Below are 17,594 nucleotides of genomic sequence, written 5' to 3' on the forward strand. Positions count from 1 at the left end.
ACTCGGGCGTTTTTTATTTATCCACTTCGATTCTGCTATTTTTTATCACTGCTTGCAATTTTCCAACAGCTTCATCAATTTCCTGCTCCGTCACCGTTAATGGAGGTAATAAACGAATCACTTTTGGACCTGCTGCTACCGTTAATAACCCCGCTTCATCTAACGCCATTACGTACGGGGCTACATTTTCTCCGCCTAAGCCAAGACCTAACATTAAGCCTTTCCCTTGAATCGTGTATTTTTCTTCAGGGAATGCTTGCTGTAGTTTTTCAACAAAATAGGCAGACTTCTGTTGCACATTTTGTAAAAACGCTTCGTCGAATACGTTGTTAATGACTGTTTGTGCTACTGCAACGCCTAATGGATTACCACCAAACGTTGTACCATGTGTACCCGCGCTAAATGTATTGAAAAATTTCTCTTTCGCTAAAATACCACCGATTGGGAATCCGCCACCAAGCCCTTTTGCCATGGACATGATATCTGGTTTAATCGCTGTTTGTTCAAAGGCAAAGCGTGTACCTGTACGACCGATACCTGTTTGCACTTCGTCGACAATGACTAATACATCTGAGTTTACCTGGATATCCGCAATTGCTTGTGCGAACTCTTCTGTTACACTATTAACGCCACCTTCACCTTGAATAATTTCAAGCATAATGGCTGCTGTTTCAGAATCAACCGCGGCTTTCAATTGTTCCACATCATTGAACGGAAGTGTAATAAATTCACTTACTAATGGGCCGAAACCTTGACGTACTTTATCTTGCCCCGTTGCACTCATCGCACCAAATGTACGACCGTGGAAGCTTTGTTCAAATACGATGATTTTATGCTTCCCTGTATGCTTACGTGCTAGCTTAATTGCTGCTTCATTTGCCTCTGCACCACTGTTACAGAAAAAAGCATAATCTAATGGAATATCCTTTACTAACGATGCCGCAAGTTGCTCTTGTCCTGGACTTTCAAATAAGTTGCTAATATGCCATAGCTTTTCACTTTGGGTTTTAATGGCTTCTACGATTGCTGGGTGGGCATGCCCTAAGCTACAAACTGCAATACCACTTGTAAAATCTAAATAACGCTTACCTGTTGTATCAAAAACTTCTGTTCCTTTCCCTTCAACAATTGCGAAAGGTCTTCTTGCGTAATTTTGAAATAATGCACTCATTTAACTAGCTCCTCACTTTTAATCGTCGTACCTGTTAACGTTTCATTGACAATTTGGACAGATGGAATACCGGCTTGTAAACAATTTAGCGCTCCTTGTACTTTTGGGATCATCCCACCGTAAATATGGCCCTCGCTAATCCAGCAGTTAATTAGTCTTGGTGTTACTTCGGTTTGATACTCGTCATTAATACGGATACCTGCAACGTCCGTTACAAGAAGTAAACAATCTGCTCCAACTGCAAGCGCGATTTCACTTGCTACCGTATCACCATTAATATTAAGCGCTTGACCATCTTCGGTAGCCCCAATACAGGCAATGACCGGCACAACACCTGCTTCAGTTAACATATTTAAAATATCCACATTCACTTGCTTCACTTCACCAACGTATTGATAGGTAGTAAAGTCTAAATAATCACTTGTTAAAAGTGCGTTATCAAAACCATTTAATCCAATTGCCGTTATGCCGGCAGCATGAAGCTCGTGTACAAGCGCAGGGTTTACTTTACCAATTAATGTCGATTGTACAATATCAATCATTTCTTCGCTAGTGACACGTAAGCCATTTACCGTGTGCGAAGTAATCCCAGCAGCCGCAAGTTCACGGTTAATCGCTGGCCCACCACCATGCGTAATAATTAGTTGAATTCCTTGTGCTTGTAAGGCTTTGAAATTGCGAAAGAAGGCCTCATTTAGACCTTCTAGCGTACTACCTCCAAGCTTAATCACCATTTTACGAGCGGTAAGATGCGTTGATTTGAACGTAGTCATAAGTTAAATCACACCCCCATGCAAAGCCGTGTCCCTCTCCTACTTCAAGTGACACATAAATTTTCACTTCATGCTGCTTTAAAATATCAATAAGCAATTCTTCCGAGAAATTAATCGGCTCACCATTTTCAACCATTGTCGCGGCACCGATTTTAATTGTAATTTTTTCTGGATCTACCGTTGCACCTGAATAACCAACAGCGGCAATAATACGCCCCCAGTTTGCGTCACAACCAAACACTGCTGTTTTTACAAGAGGTGAGCCGACAACTGTTTTCGCGATTTTACGTGCTTCTTCGTCTGAAATCGCACCTTCTACCTCAACTTCGATTAGTTTCGTTGCACCTTCCCCATCGCGTGCAATTGATTTTGCTAAGTCTTCTGCAACAAGACGTAATGCTGTATAGAAGTTTTCCCATTCTGGATGTGCTGGTGATAATGACTCGTTCCCCGCTAAACCGTTTGCCATCACAACAACTGTGTCATTTGTAGATGTATCACCATCAACTGTAATAGAGTTAAATGTGCAGTCTGTTACGCTTGATAATGCTTTTTGTAATTCATCTGATTCGATATTGGCATCTGTTGTAATAAATCCAAGCATTGTTGCCATATTTGGCTCGATCATACCAGAACCTTTTGCTGCTCCAGATACTAAAACTTCCTTACCATCAATAACCGTTGCATACGTTGTATTTTTCATCACCGTATCTGTTGTCATAATTGCCTGTGCAAAATCAATGCCGTTTTCTAGTTTTGAATCTGGTTGAAGTAATGCCATACCATTTTTGACTGGCTCCATTTTCATAATTTCGCCGATTACACCTGTTGATGCTACCCCTACTAAACTCGCATCAATGCCTAATTTTTCTGCTGCAAGTTTTTGCATTTCATACGCATCGGCTAAACCTTGCTTGCCTGTACAAGCATTGGCATTGCCTGAGTTAACAATCATTGCCTGCATTTTTTTCGTATAATAAACAACTTCTTTTGTAACTTTAATTGGCGCTGCTTGCACAGCATTTGTTGTAAATACACCTGCTACACTCGCTGGAACTTCACTAATTAATATTGCTAAATCCTTTTTCTTATGCTTAATACCCGAATGTACACCTGCTGCTGTAAAGCCTTTTGGTGATACGATATTTTTGCTCGATAATTTTTTCATTTCAATCGTTGATGCCATTGATATTGCCCCCTAATTAAATAAAGTATGGTACAAGTTGTAAACCTGTTTGTTGTGGATACCCGAATTGAACATTCATATTTTGAATCGCTTGACCTGCCGCGCCTTTAACTAAGTTATCAATCACCCCAATGATTGTTGCGCGCTTTGTTCGTTCATCAAGCTTGACGTAAATATCACAGTAGTTAGAACCTTTTACTTGATTTGTACCAACTGCATTCGCATCTTGGATAACACGAACAAACGGATGATTTTTGTACGTTTCATTTAAACAATCAATTAATTGTTGCTGCGTAACACCATCTGTTACGTGCGCATAAGAAGTTGCTAAAATACCGCGCGTCATCGGTACTAAATGTGTATTAAATGTGATTTTTGTATCGACACCTGCAAATAAGCCAATTGCCTGTTCAATTTCTGGTATATGCTGATGTTCGTTAATTTTATAAATCGAGAAGCTTTCATTCGCTTCGCTAAAGTGTGACGTTTGTGATGGCTTGTTACCTGCACCTGAAATGCCGCTTTTCGCATCAATTATTAAAAAATTTGGATCTATTAATTTATGCTTTAGTAGTGGCAATAACGACAATAACACAGCTGTCGGATAGCAGCCTGGATTGGCGATTAATTCCGATTGGCGAATCGCATGTTCATTCCATTCGGTTAAGCCATAAACGCTTTTGTTAACGGCTTCTTGTGGTGCTGGTGTTTTTTTATACCAATAATTGTAACTCTCTAAATCCTTTAATCGGAAGTCACCTGACAAGTCAATCAGTTTTGGACCTAAGCCAACAAGTGGAGGAAATAAGCTGCTTGATACTCCAGATGGCGTGCTTGCAAACACTACATCGTATTTTGCCAATGCATCATAATCAATTTTTTGTAACGGTACATTGTATAGGTCTGTTAAATGGGGAAACTTATCTGAAAAAATTGTGCCTTCCTCAGATGATGTAAATAAACCGATCGATTCTACTTCTTTATGGTTATGCAAAAAGCGCAACATTTCTAAACCGCCATAGCCTGTTGCACCAATAATACCTACCTTCATCATGTCACCTCGAATTTTCATTTCGTACGTTAGTTTAAATAAAAGATAAAACTAAGTATAATTATGTATAAATATTTAGTCAACTGTATTTTTATATATTTATAGATAATTCTAAAATTTATTTTATATACATACAAATAAAAAAGGCAAAGCTATCATTATCGTAGCTTTGCCTTTTGAACTTAGTCTTCCATTGTAGAAAGATCGCCTGTTGGTAGGTTTAATTCCCATGCTTTCAACACTCGGCGCATAATTTTACCGCTCCGTGTTTTTGGAAGCTTCTCTTTAAATTCGATTTCACGTGGTGCTGCATGCGCTGAAAGCCCTGTTTTTACAAAGTCACGGATTTCGGATTCTAGCTCTTCAGTTGGTTCTACACCTTCGCGTAAAGAAACAAATGCTTTAATTATTTCACCACGAACTGGATCAGGCTTACCGATTACCCCTGCCTCAATTACATCAGGGTGCTCTAATAATTTACTTTCAACCTCAAACGGACCAACACGCTCACCTGCTGTCATAATCACATCATCAACACGCCCTTGGAACCAAAAGTAGCCTTCATCATCCATATAAGCAGAATCCCCCGAAACATACCATTCTCCTTTTAAGAAGTAAGATTCATAGCGTTCTGGATTGCCCCAAATTTGACGCATCATTGCCGGCCAACCCTTTTTCACCGCTAAATTCCCCATTGTAAATGGAGGCACTTCATTGCCTGAGTCATCAACAATTGTTGCATAAACACCTGGTACTGGTTTACCCATTGAACCTGGCTTAATAGTCATAGTTGGATAATTACAAATCATGTGCCCACCTGTTTCAGTCATCCACCACGTATCATGAATACGATGATATAATGTTTCCACACCCCATCGTACTACTTCTGGATTTAACGGCTCCCCAACCGATAATACATGACGAAGTGACGATAAATCATATTGACTAATGACATTTGGTCCTGCCCCCATTAACATGCGGAATGCAGTCGGAGCACTGTACCATACTGTTACGCCATATTCTTGGATGGCACTATACCAAGCTTGTGGACTAAAGCGCCCACCGACGATGACATTGGTCACGCCATTTAACCATGGACCAAAAATTCCATATGCTGTTCCAGTAACCCACCCCGGATCTGCTGTACACCAATAAACATCATCTTTCTTTAAATCCAATACCCACTGTGCTGTTTGGTATTGTTGCACCATTGCATAATGTACATGCAGTACTCCTTTAGGTGCCCCTGTTGAACCCGATGTATAATGTAATATAGAGCCATCTTCTTTATCAACCCATTCAATGTCAAAGTTCTCAGATGCCTCTTGTATATGCTTATTAAAATCGATAATGTTTGCTGTTTCTTCAATATCATCGCCAACTAAAAAAACCGTTTTTAAATGTGGCAATTTATCCAGTGGAACACGACTTAATAGTGCTGGTGTAGTCACAAGTGCTACCGCCTCACTATCAGCTAAACGATCATATACCGCACCTTCCATAAATGCTTCAAACAGTGGACCAACAATTGCGCCAATTTTCAGTGAGCCCAATAAGCTAAAATAAAGCTCCGGCGTTCGAGGCATAAAAATGAAAATGCGATCCCCTTTTTGCAATTTCGATTTATCCTTAATGACATTTGCAGCTTTGTTTGAATAATTCTTCATGTCTTCAAATGAATATGCTTCTTTACGTGTCCCATCATTATAATGTAGTGCAACTTTGTTTTTTTGTGTTGTATCCACATGACGATCAATTGCTTCATATGCAATATTGACCTTACCTGTTTCATACCAAGAAAATGCCTTTTCAGTGTTTTCCCAGTCATGTGTGTTAGCTGTTTCCTCATAATTTTTTAAATTATGCTCCCCTGGAATCACAGCTAATTTCTCCATCGTTTTCATCCCCATGAAAAATCCCCCTTCTATATAACATACACCAATTTTACAACACTGTACTATAATAGGCAAAAGTTTTTTAAATTTTCACTTAATTAAGATATTGACCGTAAATTTAAGCTTTTTTTAACATAAAATAGAGTATAATGGAAATATCATAAGCAGGTGGTGTGACTATGAATCATGTGAAAAATCATTATTGCCTTGAATTCGAAACGAGGCATGGTAAAGTTTTAGTAGAAGGTCCTGTTCCTTCTACAAGGCTTGCTTCGTATACATTACACGAAGATTTAAAAGCATTTAGGCCTTCACATCAGCAACACGAGGCGCTAATAGAAATTGCAAAGTTAGAGGAAGGTCGCATTATCGTCATCCGACAAGACGAAACAGTTGTCGGTTATGTGACGTATTTGTATCCGGATCCGCTTGAAAGGTGGGCAGAAGATCGTATTCCAAATATGATTGAGCTCGGTGCAATTGAAGTTATTCCTGCGTTTCGTGGCACAGGTGCAGGGAAAAAATTATTGGAGGTATCGTTTATGGACGATACAATGGAGGATTATTTAGTCATTACAACTGAGTATTATTGGCATTGGGATTTAAAAGGGACGGGTCTTACAGTGTGGGATTATCGAAATATGATGGAGCGCATGATGACATCTGCCAAGTTTGAATACTATGCAACGGATGACCCTGAAATTACCTCTCATCCTGCGAACTGTTTAATGGGACGTGTGGGGGCACGTGTTGATACAGATACGCTTGAACGTTTTGACAAACTGCGCTTTAGAAATCGTTTCATGTATTAATTCTTATCACAAGGGGGATTATAAAATGATTGTCGAAGAAATTATGAAAAGGGAATTACATACGCTCACGCCAAAAAACTCTGTACGTGACGCCGTGCGCTTAATGCGTGAAAAAAATATCCGTCATGTTCCAATTATTAATAATGAAAAAAAGATAGTAGGAATCATTACAGACCATGACATAAAAAAAGCACTTCCTTCGTGCCTAAGAGAAGAGCCAAATTCCACTATTTACGATGCGGCAATTGAAGAAGTTATGACGAAAAATCCACTTGTTGGCCATCCACTCGATTTTGTAGAAGAAGTCGCACTCACATTTTATGAATCTAAAATTAGCTGCTTACCGATTGTTTCAGCTAACGAATTGATCGGAATCGTGACAACAACCGATTTACTGTATACGTATATCGAATTAACAGGTACAAATCAACCGGGCTCTAAAATTGATATCCGTGTCGATGATCGTCCAGGTATATTGTTTGAAATTACAAAAATATTTCATGAAAATAAGGCCAATGTATTAAGTTTACTCGTCTATCCAGATGGTGAAAGTGAAACAACTAAGATTTTAAGTGTCCGATTACAAGTAATTAACCCACTACAAATTATTGAAGCTTTACGAAATCAAGACTACGACGTCCTGTGGCCACATGTGCCTGGCGTAACACTATGAAAAAAGCTGTTTTTATTTATTCGCCAGATCAGCTCAATTACAAATTTTCGGACACTCACCCGTTTAATCATAAACGCTTACACTTAACTATTGATTTACTTAAAAATATCGATGCGTTATCCGATGATGACATCGTACCTGCGCGCATGGCAACCGATGAAGAAATCGCACTTGCGCATGACACACAATATATTGAAATCGTCAAAAAGGCAGGCCACGGTGAACTCACTTCTTTACAAGGTGCGCCGTATGGCATTGGTACAGAAGATACACCGATGTTTACAAACATGCATGAAGCAAGTGCACTGCTAGTTGGTGGTACCCTACAAGCTGTCGACTATGTGCTACAAGGGAAATCCGAGCACGCTATTAATCTTGGTGGAGGCTTACACCATGGCTTTCGCGGGCGCGCATCAGGATTTTGTATTTACAATGATAGCAGTATAGCTATTAAGTACATACAAGAAAAATACGGCTTACGCGTTCTCTATGTCGATACGGATGCTCATCACGGGGACGGCGTGCAATGGTCGTTTTACGATGACCCAAATGTGTGCACCCTTTCCATTCATGAAACAGGTCGTTATTTGTTTCCGGGTACGGGTAGCATTACCGAACGTGGCAATGGTGAAGGTTATGGAACATCATTTAATTTCCCGATTGACGCTTTCACTGAAGATGAAAGTTTTTTACAAGTATATGAGCAATCCATGCGTGAAGTGTTTGAATTTTTCAAGCCTGATGTTGTGTTGACACAAAATGGGGCAGATGCACATTACTTTGACCCACTTACACATTTGTATGGCACAATGAATATTTATAAAGAAATCCCTAAACTTGCACATAAATTAGCACATGAATATTGTAATGGACGATGGATTGCAGTTGGTGGTGGTGGTTACGATATTTGGCGTGTTGTACCACGCGCTTGGAGCTATATTTGGACAGAAATGACCGATCAACAAGCGCCAACTGGTCCTCTTCCCCAAGCATGGTTAGAAAAATGGCAAGTAGAATCACCGGTACCATTCATTCCAACATGGGAAGATCCCCACCCATTATACGAGGCTATTCCACGTAAAGCTGAAATTGAGGAAAAAAATGCACAAATGCTAGAAAAAGCTTTACATATGGTTCGTTCAGAGAAAAATCGTATATAAGTGTAGTAACTATGCAGTCTTTTACAAGTTTGCATAGTTTTTTGATTGGAATATATTAAGTTTTTCGGTGTAATCCACATAAGATACGACAAGCACTCGTGCTATTTTCACGAGAGGTTGTACTTATCTAAAGTTCGTTTGTTTTTCACAGCAAATACTGAAAAAATGAACTATAATAATCTTATTAACGGATTGGAGGTTTTTTTATGTATAAACATATCTTACTAGCTGTTGACGGTTCTGAAAATTCATTACGAGCAGCACAGGACGCCGTAAAAATTGCTTCTGAAGAATCGTTCATTGAACTATTTTCTGTCATTCCAACAGAAGGTATTACATCGCAAGCTGTACATGCAGGTACTTTAGACAATTTAGAAGCAGAATATGCTCAAAAATTAACACAAGAACAAGAATACATCCAAGCAAATCACCCAAATTTCAAATTAACAATCGTACACGGCCCAGCTGGTCGTATGATTTCAAACTATGCAAACGACAAAAAAGTAGACTTAGTAGTTATAGGTTGCCGTGGCTTAAACCCAATGCAAGAAATGGTATTCGGTAGCGTAAGCACCTATGTAACAAAAAACGCAAACTGCTCCACTTTATTAGTTAAATAATTCAAAAAAGGGGACAACCAATAGTAATTCTGGCTTGTCCCCTTTGCGCCGAAAATGAAGGAAAGCACAAGGCTGATCATGAGGAGCGTTTTTGCGTAGCTCCTTTATTTACTTGAATCGCGTTGTTCCACACGGTGAGGCAAGATGACATGCTTCTCATCTATTTCCTCTTTGTTCATAAACTTCGTCAGTAATCGCATTGCTACCGCGCCGATATCGTAAAGTGGCAATACAACACTTGTAAGCTGTGGGCGTACCATTCGCGCTAATTTTGAATTTTCAAAGCTGATGATTTCAACATCACCAGGCACCGTTTTACCACTATCTTGAATACCGTGAACTAAACCAATCGCTAATTCATCATTGCCAACAAAAATTGCCGTTGGTGGTACATCAAGTGCGGCCAATGTAGCCCAGGTTTCTAAGCCGTCATCATAAGAGCCATCCCCTGCTACGATTAACGCTTCATTAATTTCGATATTTGCCTGTGCTAATGTATCTTTATAAGCCGTTAACTTATGTTGACCATTCACCGTATATTGCAGTGGGCCAGATACGAAAGCAATACGTGAGTGTCCGTTGCTAATTAATAGTTGGACTGCTTCTTTTGCTGCTGTGTAATAATCGATATTAACCGATGCAATTTCTTCCGTTTCACATATTGACCCTGCTAGCACAATAGGAACCGGACATGTTTCAATTGCACGTTGAATGCTGTCAGTTACTTCTTCGCTCATCATTACAATACCATCTACCTGTTTGCCAAGCATTGTATCAAGTAATGACAGCTCTTTTTCTTCATTTTGGTCTGAATTTGCTAAAATAATGTTATAGCGATACATTGTTGCAATATCTTCAATGCCGCGTGCAAGCTCAGCATTTAAATTGTTTGAAATATCAGGGATAATGACTCCTACTGATGTTGTTTTTTTACTCGCTAGCCCACGTGCAACCGCATTTGGACGATATTCGAGTCGTTCAATAACTTCCAATACTTTTTTTCTAGTTGCTGGCTTAACATTTTGATTTCCGTTTACTACGCGTGATACTGTCGCCATCGAAACATTAGCCTCACGTGCAACATCGTAAATTGTGACAGTCAAACTAATCTCCCCCTTTAACTTGTAAATTCAATAAATGATGGCCTAACCCATATTTATGTATAACATCATCATATAATACTTTCATTTCCATTTTCAATCTTAAACCAAGTAATTTACTAGATTTCTCCTATTATTATGAACAACTCGTGTTGCATATAATCAAATTTAGTACAAGTTAGCAAGGGACTGTATTGAAAGTTAATCTCTTTACGCACAGTCCTTCATGGTGAGCTTATTCTTGTCGATTGAGAATCTTTTGTTGTAAAGATAAATATAGTTCAATTTCTTCAGATGTTAATGCTGAAAACAAATCTAAAAAGATTTCTTTCCCTACTTTGTTAGCTTCAATTAAAGCTTGTTTCCCTTTTTCCGTGATACACAATCGAATTATGCGACGATCGTTTTCATCAAATACTCGCTCCGCTAACTGATTCGTAACAAGCTTATTCGCAATACTTGTCATTGCACCTTTCGTGTAGCCTAAACGATCTGCTAATTCCACTTGTTTTAGTTGTTCATTATCTCTTAATTCTAATAATACTAAAATTGGAGAAATACCGATTGGATACTGAAATTTTTTTGTAAATTTGATAATGTTTTCACTATTCATTTGATCAATCATGTGGATCAATTGAAAAATATTTTCATTAGCGATAGAAAGCACTCCCTAGCTCACAGAATTATTATTGTTATTATACCGAACAACCATCAACCATAATGATTTGGCCAATGATGTATCAGTGCCTATAATAATAACAACTTTATCTATTAATTTCATTAAATAACACTACCAATTCTCGAACTAATTCCATTGTAAAACACAAATGGTTTACAAGTAACCCATTTACCTATAAACCTTTCACATTTTGCTCTCACTATTATGTTCTTCAAAAATAAAACAATCCCTCTAATAAACATCAGAGGGATTGTTTATATTATTTTGAAACTTCGTATTGCTTCATGAATTTTAAAATTTCATTGTAGAATGCATTAAACGTTGGGATGTCCATTTGTTGTTGTTGATCAGATAACGCAATAGATGGATCTGGGTGCACCTCAGCCATTACACCGTCTGCACCGATCGCGATTGCCGCTTTTGCACATGGTAATAATAAATCACGACGACCTGTAGAGTGTGTTACGTCTACCATTACTGGTAAATGCGTTTCTTGTTTTAAAATTGGTACAGCTGAAATATCTAATGTGTTTCGTGTCGCTTTTTCGTACGTTCGAATACCGCGCTCACAAAGAATGATGTTTTCATTCCCTTTTGACATGATATACTCAGCAGCGTGAATGAACTCATCGATTGTTGCTGCTAAACCACGTTTTAATAATACTGGCTTGTTCGTTGCACCTGCAGCTTTTAATAATTCAAAGTTTTGCATGTTACGTGCACCGATTTGGATAACATCAATGTAATCTAAAGCATGATCTAAATCAGATGGTGTTACAATTTCTGTAATGACGCCTAAGCCATATTCTTTAGATACTTCTTTTAAGATTTTTAAGCCGTCTAAGCCTAATCCTTGGAAATCGTATGGTGATGTACGTGGTTTATATGCACCACCGCGAATTAATTTTAAACCTTTTTCTTGAATTGTAGCAGCAACTGCTGCAACTTGCTCGAATGACTCAACCGCACATGGTCCGAATACAAAAGAAGGTGTACCTGAACCAATTAGCTCACCGTTCACATTAATGACAGTATCTTCTGACTTTTCCTTACGTGAAACAAGTAATTCTTTTTTCTTTTCTGCTTCAAGTTGTTTTAAAGCCGTTTTGAAGATTTGTTTGAAAATATAATCAACCGTCATTTGATTTAATGGACCATTGTTATTTTTCTTAATTAAATCAAGCATATGACGCTCACGTAATGGATCGTAACGGTTTACGCCTTGCTTTTCTTTAATTTTACCGATTTCTTCTACGACAGCAGCACGTTCGTTAATTAAACGTAAGATATCCAAGTTCAAGCTGTCAATTTGGATACGTAAGCCTTCTAAATCTTGTTGACTCATATTCCTCTTACCCCTCTTCTTTGCGTATCCGGCACTTTAAGATAACTTAAAAGTATGATACATTTTTAAATAATAAGCTTATTATAATCAACTCGCACCAAATTGTCACGCATTTTTAATTTAGCGCTTCAACTCGCTAAAGTTAATTACGGAAATAGTTAGAAAGGAAGCGTTTTCAAATGACCAATAAATTATTTGCGCTTGATATCGGTACTCGTTCAGTTGTAGGTATTATTCTAGAACAACTTGGAGACCAATACCATGTATCCGATATTTTAGTAAAAGAACATAAAGAACGTGCGATGGTAGACGGCCAAATACATAATGTTTTATACGTTGCAGAACTCATCAAAGAAATTAAAGCCGAATTAGAACAGGTGCATGGGCATTTACAAAAAGTAAGTGTAGCCGCAGCAGGTCGTGCTTTAAAAACTGAGCAAGCAAGCGTTACAATTTCAATAAAAAATCGTCCAATTTTTACTGAAGAGGATATTAACCGCTTAGAACTTCAAGCGGTTCAGCAAGCTCAACAACAGCTTCTTCAACAAAAAGGAGATGCAAAAAATAACCATTATTACTGTGTAGGTTATTCGGTACTACATTTCCGTTTAGATGGTGAAGAAATCGGTAGTCTTCTTGATCAGCAAGGCGATGAAGCAACAGTTGAAGTCATCGCTACATTTTTACCACGTGTCGTTGTCGAATCATTACTTGCCGCATTAAAACGTGCGGATTTAGAAATGGAGGCTTTAACCTTAGAGCCAATTGCGGCTATTAATGTATTAATTCCACCAACAATGCGTCGTTTAAATGTTGCGCTTGTTGATATTGGCGCAGGGACATCCGATATCGCGATTACCGACAAGAGCACTGTAGTAGCATATGGGATGGTACCCACTGCTGGTGATGAAATTACCGAGGCATTAAGTGACCATTATTTACTCGACTTCCCGATTGCCGAGACAGCAAAGCGACAAATGCATACAAATGATGAAATCTTAATTCAAGATATTTTAGGCTTTGACCAATACTTCCCCCGTGAAGAAGTGTTACAAGCAATATACCCCGCTATTGAAAACTTAGCAAAATCAATCGGGGAAGAGATTTTACGTTTAAATAACCAGATTGCACCAAAAGCGGTGATGCTTGTTGGCGGTGGTAGTTTAACACCAAACCTACCTGAAGAAATTTGCAAAATTCTACAATTACCAACAAACCGAGTAGCTGTACGTGACGTCAATGCTATTCAAAACTTAACGCGTGCCGAGCATATTGAACCAACTCCTGAACTTGTTACACCTATTGGAATTGCCATTGCAGCTCAAAAAGCACCCGTTCACTACATGTCTTTAACAGTAAATGAACAAGTCGTTCGGTTATTTGAGCTAAAAGAAATGACTGTAGGCGATGCATTTTTAGCCGCAAATATTCGTGCGAAGCAACTTTATGGAAAACCAGGACACGGATTATCAATTACGGTAAATGGTCAAAGTATATTTGTGCCAGGCGAACATGGCCAAGCTGCTCAAATTTTAGTGAATGGTGAAGCCGCATCGACAAAAACACAAATTAAGAGCGGTGATAAAATCGACCTTATTCCAGGCCTTGATGGTGCCGATGCAAAAGTATCTGTCCGAGAAATTATAGATGGAGCCACAATCAAGTCGATCACCATTCAAGAAAATCTGCATATGATTGAACCAAGAGTCCACGTTAATGGCACCATCGTTAACTTAGATACGGCTTTAGTGGATCGCGATGTTGTTATGGTCGAATCAATTGAAACAATAGAAGATGCCTTTAAGCACACAAATAATTTAATGCAGCTCCAGCAATTTAACTCCTATTGTGTGCATATCGAAGGCAAGCCATTATACTTGCCTGAGTTTTCATCACAGCCTTCGATAAACGGCAAACCAGTTAAAATTAATTACCCTGTTCAAAATGGCGATATAATCACTTTTGAACAAAGCTCTTTACCTACAGCTGATCAAATTGCTGCACATTTGGATATATTACTAGAAGAAAAAGTGGTCGTAACCTTCCAAAATGAACAGGTAGAGCTCATGAAGCAAGCCCGCGAATTTTTCGTCAATGGTCATGTTGTTGAGAGCCGCTCAACCGTACCGAATGGTGCAACAATTAAAATTTTAGAAAAAGACATGAGCAAATGGATTTACCAAGATGTATTCCGCTTTTCAACGTGGCAGCTTCCAACCACATTTAAAGGTTCATTTACGATTTTACGAAATGGACAACCTTCAATGTTTGATGCTGAAATTTTCGGCGGTGACCGTTTAGAAATCGAATTATCTGAACAAACCGTTTCACAATAAAAATTAGAGGCAAAAGTAAATAAATAATTTTCTCCGCAATTTTCCATTTAAAAACGGCTCTCAAAATGCTTGAGAGCCGTTTTTATTATTCTACATCCGTATGGCGTGTTGAGTTTGCAACATCGGCTTGTGTGACTTGTGCTGCTTCTTCTTCAGCAATTCCATCGATTATTGCTTCGTACTCATTTCCAAGTGGTTCTTCACCCTCAGAGGAGACCGTACCATCATCCAAAATCGGTGCTTGTTTTGCCGTTTTTGATTTTACTTTTTCTACAATTGTTGTAGATTGTTCCTTAAGTTGTGATGATAGTTGTACTGTTTTTTCCTTCGCTGTTCCCGACAGCTCAATCCCTTTATCCTTAAGTGTTACCGCTTGAATGGCTACATCACTACGCAATTCGCTACCTGCTTTTGGTGCAAGTAATAAGGCCGTTGCTGCTCCGACAATGCCACCGACTAATGCACCAATAATAAAATCTTTTGCGTGAATTTTATCATCCCCATAAATGGCGTCGTTAATTTGCTTAAAATCTTGAGTTGTGTTGTAATTTACTGGTTGTTCTACCGTCATAACAAATCTCCCCCTTGTGTCATAAAGTTAATAATTATTTACGTTTAAAAAATCCAAATTTTTGCTTTGGCTCCATCGCTGGAGGTGTTTCATTTGTTTTGGTACTTGTATAGACAATGTCATCTTGGTTAATCGGCTTGCGTTGACGCCATTGGTCAGCAATTCCCATCGCAACATTGCTCCATTGAACAACTTGTGCAATTTTTTCTTCGTTTTTGTGAACCTCTGTAGAAATCGATGAAGTGACTTTTTGTATCGAGCTATTTAAGCTATTGACTGAATCACCAACACCTTTTACTGCATGAATAACAGAGTTTAATTTCTCTGATTTATCCGAAATATCATCTGCTAGAGCATTCGTTTTTGTTAGTAGGCTCGTTGTTTCACGTGTGATGCCTTCTAGCTGCCCTTCAATTCCTGCTACTGTTCCCGCGATTGAATTTAATGTATTCTTTAATGAAAACAGCGTCATACCAATACTTATACATAAGACTAAAAAGCCGATTGCTGCCACAAGTGCTGCAATATAAAGCACTACTTCCATCCAATATGACCTCCTCTATCTAATTCAATTTAAACATTCAACAAAAAATAAGACAATCCCTTTTCTATAAATCGAATGACAATTTTGTCTACATTTACATATTCCCCATTCAAACTTGGAATAAAACACAAATTTCTGCTATATGTATGAAAAACAGCTTAGCCAGTCGTGCCGGTAAGCTGTTTGATTGTTTACTATTTTAAAATGGCTTCGAATGCTTCTTGATATTTATGCACGTCGCCTGCACCCATAAATAGGAATACAGCATTGTCGTATTTTTTCAAGTGATCGATTGTTTCAAGTGTTAATACTTCACAACCTTCAATTAAGTTTGCTAAATCTTGAATTGATAGCTCGCCTTGCTTTTCACGGGCTGATCCGAAAATATCGCATAAATATGTCGCATCTGCGGGGCTCAAGCTATCCGCAAAGTCTTGTAAAAATGCCTTTGTACGCGAGAATGTATGTGGTTGGAAAATAGCCACTACTTCACGCTCTGGATATTTTTGACGTGCCGATTGTAATGTTGCAGCGATTTCTGTTGGGTGATGTGCATAGTCATCCACTAAAACCACATTTCCAATTTTTGTTTCGGTGAAGCGACGTTTAACCCCACCATAAGTCAATAAACGTTCCTGCACTAAATTTGCTGGAATTCCTTCATAATGGCATAACGAAATTACCGCAAGTGAGTTTAATACTGTATGGTCACCAAATAACGGGATAAAGAATTTACTATAAAATTCATTGCGCACATACACATCAAATTCAGTACCTTCTGTCGTTTTCACGATGTTGCGTGCTGCAAAATCATTTTCTTGACCGAAGCCATAGTATACAACTGGTACATTCGCTTGAATTTTTTGTAGTTGCTCATCATCCCCACAAGCGATAATTGCTTTATTTACTTGAAGTGCTAACGATTGGAATGCACTATATACATCCTCAATATCGCTAAAGTAATCTGGGTGATCGAAGTCGATATTCGTCATCACAGCATAATCTGGGTGATACGCTAAAAAGTGACGACGGTATTCACATGCCTCCATAACAAAATACGCAGCATCTTCTTTCCCTGCTCCTGTGCCATCTCCAATTAAAAATGAAGTCGGCATATAGCCACCAATAACATGACTCATTAAGCCTGTTGTCGATGTTTTACCATGTGCACCAGTAATTGCAATAGAAGTGTAACGGTTAATATAGTCGCCTAAAAACTTATGATAACGGATTACTTCTACGCCTAATTCACGCGCACGTACTAATTCAGGATGCTCGTCAGGAAATGCGTTCCCCGCGATTACTGTTAATCCTTCTGTAATATTATTTTCATCAAATGTTAAAATTTCAATTCCTCGGTCGCGTAAAGGCTGCTCCGTAAAATAAAATGTGTCGACATCAGAACCTTGTACGTACTCTCCAGCATCAAATAAAATTTGTGCTAGTGGACTCATGCCTGAACCTTTAATACCGGTAAAATGATAGCGTGTCATTATTGTTAAAACCCTCCTAGGATGCAACGATCCCATTGAATTAAAATATTTAATATACCTAGACGAATGCAACAAGAAATTTTTTTGATTAGCCTCAAAAATAATGACTGCATTCATCGTGGCATTTTCTTCAAATTCTTTTTACATTATAGCACTAAATACACCGAACGATAATAGAACAACAA

The 17,594-nt window shown here is 38.5% G+C and carries 16 protein-coding genes; 5 read left to right on the forward strand and 11 right to left on the reverse strand.

Annotation, left to right across the window (positions count from 1 at the left end; translation table 11 throughout):
• Positions 1-13 precede the first annotated feature (13 nt).
• The 5 genes from LZ480_RS11025 to acsA all read right to left on the reverse strand — a co-directional run bounded on the left by LZ480_RS11025 (position 14) and on the right by acsA (position 6,091).
• Positions 14-1,171, reverse strand: a complete 1,158-nt coding sequence (locus LZ480_RS11025) for an acetylornithine transaminase (RefSeq protein ID WP_241369479.1) — start codon at positions 1,169-1,171, stop codon at positions 14-16.
• The gene (argB, locus tag LZ480_RS11030; RefSeq protein ID WP_241369480.1) at positions 1,168-1,944 is read right to left on the reverse strand and encodes an acetylglutamate kinase; all 777 of its coding nucleotides are present in this window, start codon (positions 1,942-1,944) and stop codon (positions 1,168-1,170) included. Before argB ends, LZ480_RS11025 begins: the two co-directional genes overlap by 4 nt.
• A complete protein-coding gene (gene argJ, locus LZ480_RS11035) occupies positions 1,907-3,130 on the reverse strand; it encodes a bifunctional ornithine acetyltransferase/N-acetylglutamate synthase (RefSeq protein ID WP_241369481.1) in 1,224 nt (407 codons plus the stop codon). The genes argB and argJ overlap by 38 nt, the downstream gene beginning before the upstream one ends.
• Before the next feature lie 16 nt (positions 3,131-3,146).
• Positions 3,147-4,181, reverse strand: a complete 1,035-nt coding sequence (argC, locus tag LZ480_RS11040) for an N-acetyl-gamma-glutamyl-phosphate reductase (protein WP_241369482.1) — start codon at positions 4,179-4,181, stop codon at positions 3,147-3,149.
• Positions 4,182-4,363: 182 nt separating this feature from the next.
• The gene (gene acsA, locus LZ480_RS11045; RefSeq protein WP_408641613.1) at positions 4,364-6,091 is read right to left on the reverse strand and encodes an acetate--CoA ligase; all 1,728 of its coding nucleotides are present in this window, start codon (positions 6,089-6,091) and stop codon (positions 4,364-4,366) included.
• A gap of 164 nt (positions 6,092-6,255) precedes the next feature.
• Here acsA and LZ480_RS11050 point away from each other — a divergent pair, with 164 nt between their 5' ends.
• From LZ480_RS11050 to LZ480_RS11065, 4 genes are all read left to right on the forward strand, one after another.
• Entirely contained in the window at positions 6,256-6,888 is a 633-nt protein-coding gene (locus LZ480_RS11050) for a GNAT family N-acetyltransferase (RefSeq protein ID WP_241369483.1), read from the forward strand.
• Between the two features lie 25 nt (positions 6,889-6,913).
• Positions 6,914-7,561 (forward strand): CBS and ACT domain-containing protein, encoded by a 648-nt coding sequence (locus LZ480_RS11055; RefSeq protein WP_241369484.1) that lies wholly within the window; start codon positions 6,914-6,916, stop codon positions 7,559-7,561.
• The gene (locus LZ480_RS11060) at positions 7,558-8,721 is read left to right on the forward strand and encodes an acetoin utilization protein AcuC (protein WP_241369485.1); all 1,164 of its coding nucleotides are present in this window, start codon (positions 7,558-7,560) and stop codon (positions 8,719-8,721) included. Before LZ480_RS11055 ends, LZ480_RS11060 begins: the two co-directional genes overlap by 4 nt.
• A 206-nt stretch (positions 8,722-8,927) precedes the next feature.
• Positions 8,928-9,341, forward strand: a complete 414-nt coding sequence (locus LZ480_RS11065; RefSeq protein ID WP_241369486.1) for a universal stress protein — start codon at positions 8,928-8,930, stop codon at positions 9,339-9,341.
• A gap of 104 nt (positions 9,342-9,445) precedes the next feature.
• On the opposite strand, the gene ccpA is transcribed toward LZ480_RS11065, so the two are convergent.
• The 3 genes from ccpA to LZ480_RS11080 all read right to left on the reverse strand — a co-directional run bounded on the left by ccpA (position 9,446) and on the right by LZ480_RS11080 (position 12,465).
• Positions 9,446-10,444, reverse strand: coding sequence for a catabolite control protein A (gene ccpA, locus LZ480_RS11070; protein ID WP_241369487.1), 999 nt, complete (start codon positions 10,442-10,444; stop codon positions 9,446-9,448).
• A gap of 232 nt (positions 10,445-10,676) precedes the next feature.
• The gene (locus LZ480_RS11075; protein ID WP_241369488.1) at positions 10,677-11,108 is read right to left on the reverse strand and encodes a MarR family winged helix-turn-helix transcriptional regulator; all 432 of its coding nucleotides are present in this window, start codon (positions 11,106-11,108) and stop codon (positions 10,677-10,679) included.
• Positions 11,109-11,379: 271 nt separating this feature from the next.
• On the reverse strand, positions 11,380-12,465 hold the full coding sequence (locus tag LZ480_RS11080) for a bifunctional 3-deoxy-7-phosphoheptulonate synthase/chorismate mutase (protein ID WP_241369489.1): 1,086 nt from the start codon (positions 12,463-12,465) through the stop codon (positions 11,380-11,382).
• A gap of 179 nt (positions 12,466-12,644) precedes the next feature.
• On the opposite strand from LZ480_RS11080, the gene LZ480_RS11085 reads away from it, so the two are divergent.
• Positions 12,645-14,801 carry a cell division protein FtsA gene (locus LZ480_RS11085; RefSeq protein WP_241369490.1) on the forward strand — a complete coding sequence of 719 codons (2,157 nt, stop codon included), beginning with the start codon at positions 12,645-12,647 and terminating at the stop codon, positions 14,799-14,801.
• 85 nt (positions 14,802-14,886) lie between these two features.
• On the opposite strand, the gene LZ480_RS11090 is transcribed toward LZ480_RS11085, so the two are convergent.
• The 3 genes from LZ480_RS11090 to murC form a co-directional block, all read right to left on the reverse strand.
• Positions 14,887-15,372 (reverse strand): YtxH domain-containing protein, encoded by a 486-nt coding sequence (locus LZ480_RS11090; RefSeq protein WP_241369491.1) that lies wholly within the window; start codon positions 15,370-15,372, stop codon positions 14,887-14,889.
• Between the two features lie 34 nt (positions 15,373-15,406).
• A complete protein-coding gene (locus LZ480_RS11095; RefSeq protein ID WP_241369492.1) occupies positions 15,407-15,916 on the reverse strand; it encodes a DUF948 domain-containing protein in 510 nt (169 codons plus the stop codon).
• Between the two features lie 194 nt (positions 15,917-16,110).
• Positions 16,111-17,409 carry a UDP-N-acetylmuramate--L-alanine ligase gene (murC, locus tag LZ480_RS11100; protein ID WP_241369493.1) on the reverse strand — a complete coding sequence of 433 codons (1,299 nt, stop codon included), beginning with the start codon at positions 17,407-17,409 and terminating at the stop codon, positions 16,111-16,113.
• Between the last annotated feature and the right edge of the window lie 185 nt (positions 17,410-17,594).

The sequence above is a fragment of the Solibacillus palustris genome (assembly GCF_022549215.1).
In the GTDB taxonomy this organism is placed as follows: Bacteria; Bacillota; Bacilli; order Bacillales_A; family Planococcaceae; genus Solibacillus; species Solibacillus daqui.

What these genes read in the sequence shown, in the direction of transcription:
- LZ480_RS11050 (WP_241369483.1), top strand. Translation starts at nt 6,256, where the DNA reads ATGAATCATGTGAAAAATCATTATTGCCTTGAATTCGAAACGAGGCAT.
- LZ480_RS11090 (WP_241369491.1), bottom strand. Translation starts at nt 15,372, where the DNA reads ATGACGGTAGAACAACCAGTAAATTACAACACAACTCAAGATTTTAAG.
- murC (WP_241369493.1), bottom strand. Translation starts at nt 17,409, where the DNA reads ATGACACGCTATCATTTTACCGGTATTAAAGGTTCAGGCATGAGTCCA.
- LZ480_RS11085 (WP_241369490.1), top strand. Translation starts at nt 12,645, where the DNA reads ATGACCAATAAATTATTTGCGCTTGATATCGGTACTCGTTCAGTTGTA.
- LZ480_RS11025 (WP_241369479.1), bottom strand. Translation starts at nt 1,171, where the DNA reads ATGAGTGCATTATTTCAAAATTACGCAAGAAGACCTTTCGCAATTGTT.
- LZ480_RS11065 (WP_241369486.1), top strand. Translation starts at nt 8,928, where the DNA reads ATGTATAAACATATCTTACTAGCTGTTGACGGTTCTGAAAATTCATTA.
- LZ480_RS11080 (WP_241369489.1), bottom strand. Translation starts at nt 12,465, where the DNA reads ATGAGTCAACAAGATTTAGAAGGCTTACGTATCCAAATTGACAGCTTG.
- LZ480_RS11095 (WP_241369492.1), bottom strand. Translation starts at nt 15,916, where the DNA reads ATGGAAGTAGTGCTTTATATTGCAGCACTTGTGGCAGCAATCGGCTTT.
- argC (WP_241369482.1), bottom strand. Translation starts at nt 4,181, where the DNA reads ATGAAGGTAGGTATTATTGGTGCAACAGGCTATGGCGGTTTAGAAATG.
- acsA (WP_408641613.1), bottom strand. Translation starts at nt 6,091, where the DNA reads ATGGGGATGAAAACGATGGAGAAATTAGCTGTGATTCCAGGGGAGCAT.
- LZ480_RS11055 (WP_241369484.1), top strand. Translation starts at nt 6,914, where the DNA reads ATGATTGTCGAAGAAATTATGAAAAGGGAATTACATACGCTCACGCCA.
- argJ (WP_241369481.1), bottom strand. Translation starts at nt 3,130, where the DNA reads ATGGCATCAACGATTGAAATGAAAAAATTATCGAGCAAAAATATCGTA.
- argB (WP_241369480.1), bottom strand. Translation starts at nt 1,944, where the DNA reads ATGACTACGTTCAAATCAACGCATCTTACCGCTCGTAAAATGGTGATT.
- LZ480_RS11060 (WP_241369485.1), top strand. Translation starts at nt 7,558, where the DNA reads ATGAAAAAAGCTGTTTTTATTTATTCGCCAGATCAGCTCAATTACAAA.